We start from the raw sequence: 3,312 nt of genomic DNA on the forward strand, positions 1-3,312 counted from the left end.
CTATTAATCAGCAGATTTTTTGGGCAAAAGTTAACCCCACCAGGAATTATTTTTTAAAAATTTTTCTATGCTTTTTAAGCCTTGCTCAATGGAATGTGTAACAGCAGATTTGCTCACGCCTTCAATCCTGGCTATTTCCGCTTTGCTCATGTCAAGGAAGAAATGGGCATAGATACGCTTTGCCTGTTTTTCCGGCAGGCTGTTTATAGCGGCATACAACTCCTGTTTGCTCATTTTGCGCTCATAGATTTCTTCCGGCGATAAAACATATGATGCAGTTTATGATGACAGCAGGACACAGAATGAGGCCCGGATTGCCATATCTTTTTTATCGGTAAAGATAAGGCAAAATGACAAATTGATTCAGGAGAGCCCGGCAGATCCGGATTCATGGAGAAATGCGGTTGCGATCAAAGTACATGATGGCAAGAATTATATGCAGGTAGACAGTGACACTGGTAAAGAATACATATATTTTCTTGGCTCATGCCTTTACGAAACAGATGATATTTCAAAACTGTTCACAAGTAACGGCAGTGTCGTAGCGGAGGGGCTGAACAGCGTAACTATGGATTATCCGTCGGAGACTGATCAGACAAAAATAAAATTATCTGTCAGATATAATGATGGAGAGGGCAAAATCGAGGAAACCATCGGATTAATGGCGCAGCCTTGATTTTTTATTTAAATTGCTAACAGAGGGGGTCGTAGAACTTGGCCAAAAACGTTTTGGGACTTGATATAGGGTCAAAGTATATAAAAATGGCCTTCATAAGGAGAGGAAAGAAGGACGTAGTATTAAAAACCATATATGCTTCGACTCCTAAAGACAGTGTGGTAAATGGTGAGATTAAAAACCTGGATACTGTTACAGCAAGGATAAGAAGTGCTCTTTTCGATTATAAATTCAAGCCGTCGGAGCTTTACATATCAATAAATACCCATAATGTAGTCGTAAGGGAAATTAAACTGCCAATACTGAAGGAGAAAGAAATAGACCCTGCTATTGAATTTGAACTGATGCAGTCATTCCCGGGCATAAAGCAGACACATACAATAAGCTCCAAGATATATTCCGACCCGGGTATGCCGGTTGAAGGAATAACGGTATTCTGCCCCAACAAGCTGCTCAATGCTTATGCAGATGTGGCAAAAGGTCTGATGATCCCGCTGAAGAGTATCGATATTAATGCCAATGCTCTCACCAAGGCGGCTTATTATTTCATGCCTGAGGAATATAAGAGACAGACTCTTATTTTTGTTGACATCGGATACTCAATGTCACAGGTGAATCTTGTCTCTGCAGGCAAATTGATATTAAGCAGACAGGTAACTACCGGCATAATGAGATTTGACAACATGGTGGCAAACAAGATAGGCGTATCTCTGGACCAGGCAGAAAGGGCAAGGCAGAATAATAAATATGATATTTATAATCTTGACGCAGAAGATATAAAAGGTTTCATAAAGCTGTCGTTTTCTGCTGTTGAAGATCAGATGCGCCAGATAATGGACTATTACAGGTATAATTCGTCAGATGAAACGAAAATATCGGGAATTGTCCTGTTTACCGGGCGTGGCCTTTTTACCGGCCTTTCTGAACATCTAAACGAGACATTCAACCTTCCTGTGATCACTGTTAAACCGGAGGTCAGGGAAGCTTCCGGTGATATGGATGATATGGCGATGGCCGCTATAGGAGCTGCTTTGTCACAGCAACCCGGCAAAAAAGATATAAACCTCATGCCGAAGCTCAAAGAAATGATAGAAGCCGGGATGAAACGAATTAGAATGACCAGGATCGCGGCAATTTTGCTGATAGTTGCATTAGCGGGCATAGCTGCGTTTACTGCACTTCAGCTTATAAAGCTTGGACTGGACTCTGAGATAACAGAAATAAAGGCGGATATTATTACTTATTCGGTAGTCAATGAGATAAAAGATGAACTTGCAAGCAAGCAAAGCATGATGAACAACATTAATTCAAAACTGGCGGAGTACGATCAGAATACTGTAAAAAATACAGAAATACTTGACATCATAAGCAAGTCGATGCCTGATGATGTATTTATAAAATCATATTCTATAAGTGAAGAAGGTCTGGTCAGCATTTCAGGAGTTTCAAAAGATCGTCTGAAACTGGTGGATTTCTTATATACTCTGCGGCAGAACGCTAAAATTGAAAGTGCTGTCATCTCCAATATAACAGCAAGACAGGATAATGAAGGCGATGTCATAGATTATACTTTTGGAATGAACATTGGAATTAAGAAGGCAGGTGCTTAAAATGCTGAACATAAAAACTGGCCTTGAAAGAATCAACTTCAAGCCTCAAATGAGGGGGCTTACGAGAAGAGAATTCATTCTTGTGATAGTAATGCTGCTTATTATTGAGGGATACTTGCTGTATACATATCTGCTCAAGCCTGCTTACGATTCTTATATCGTTACATTAAATGAACTTAAAGATCAAAAGAGTATCCTGAACAGCCTAAAAGCCGATTATGAGAGAAAGGATGAGATGAAGCAGGAAATTAAGGATTTGGATGGGCAACTGGAGAAACTAAGGGAGACTCTGCCCGCATTCCTTTCTCAGGAGGAAGCTGTCCTTTCTGTCGAGGAGCTTTCGGCAAACAGCAGACTTATGATAAAGGTAGTGGATTTTTCCAATGCCACAGATTTACCCTTGAAAACCACAACTGCGCCTGCAACAGGGACTCAGCAGACAGCAGAAATACAGCAAACAGAGAATGCCGGACCTGCTCCGGTGTTCGTGGAACAACTCGTTTCGACGAACTTCACGGGTGATTATTCTCAATTGCATTCTTTTCTTGAAAATGTCGAGAAAAACAGCAGAAAGATTGCGGTTAGAGGATTATCAGTCAATACGAATAATGATAACAAGCTCGTGGGTTCAATTAACCTTTCATATCCTAGTATGTGGGATGACAGTGAAGGACAGAAACCATACATAATGGATCCTGCGCCTTCCTTCGAAGGAAGGGACAATCCATTTAAAGAATATGAAAACTACTCGACCATGACTACTGCTGCACCGTCATCGTCTGCCGGCAGCCAGGAGGCAGTAACACCGGATTTTTATGTGAGAGTCAACAGTTACCTGAATAATTCGGCGAAAGTATTTATATCGAATCCATATAATAAGGGCTCTGAGGCCAGGTATGACCTATTTAGCCCCCTAGAACCTTTGGAGAAAATGCACGAATATGTTAGTATTGAAGTAGGGGGTAATGAGAGTGACAAAAAATCAGTACAGTGATGAATTTAAAGAACAAATTATAAAAGAATGTC

The 3,312-nt window shown here is 40.7% G+C and carries 3 protein-coding genes and 1 pseudogene; 3 read left to right on the plus strand and 1 reads right to left on the minus strand.

Going from position 1 to position 3,312, the window contains the following annotated elements:
• Positions 1 to 30: 30 nt before the first annotated feature.
• Positions 31 to 267: pseudogene (locus GXX20_02590) on the minus strand (sigma-70 family RNA polymerase sigma factor).
• Between the two features lie 91 nt (positions 268 to 358).
• On the opposite strand from GXX20_02590, the gene GXX20_02595 reads away from it, so the two are divergent.
• Genes GXX20_02595 through GXX20_02605 form a run of 3 tightly spaced genes read left to right on the plus strand, consistent with a single transcriptional unit; the run spans position 359 to position 3,280 of the window.
• On the plus strand, positions 359 to 676 hold the full coding sequence (locus GXX20_02595) for a hypothetical protein (GenBank protein ID HHW30553.1): 318 nt from the start codon (positions 359 to 361) through the stop codon (positions 674 to 676).
• Positions 677 to 714: 38 nt separating this feature from the next.
• A complete protein-coding gene (locus tag GXX20_02600; GenBank protein HHW30554.1) occupies positions 715 to 2,286 on the plus strand; it encodes a pilus assembly protein PilM in 1,572 nt (523 codons plus the stop codon).
• Position 2,287: 1 nt separating this feature from the next.
• Positions 2,288 to 3,280 carry a hypothetical protein gene (locus GXX20_02605; GenBank protein ID HHW30555.1) on the plus strand — a complete coding sequence of 331 codons (993 nt, stop codon included), beginning with the start codon at positions 2,288 to 2,290 and terminating at the stop codon, positions 3,278 to 3,280.
• Positions 3,281 to 3,312: the final 32 nt, after the last annotated feature.

The organism is Clostridiaceae bacterium, from assembly GCA_012840395.1.
GTDB lineage: Bacteria > Bacillota > Clostridia > Acetivibrionales > DULL01 > DULL01.

Coding starts and splice junctions, on each gene's coding strand:
- GXX20_02605 (HHW30555.1), top strand. CDS start 2,288: ATGCTGAACATAAAAACTGGCCTTGAAAGAATCAACTTCAAGCCTCAA.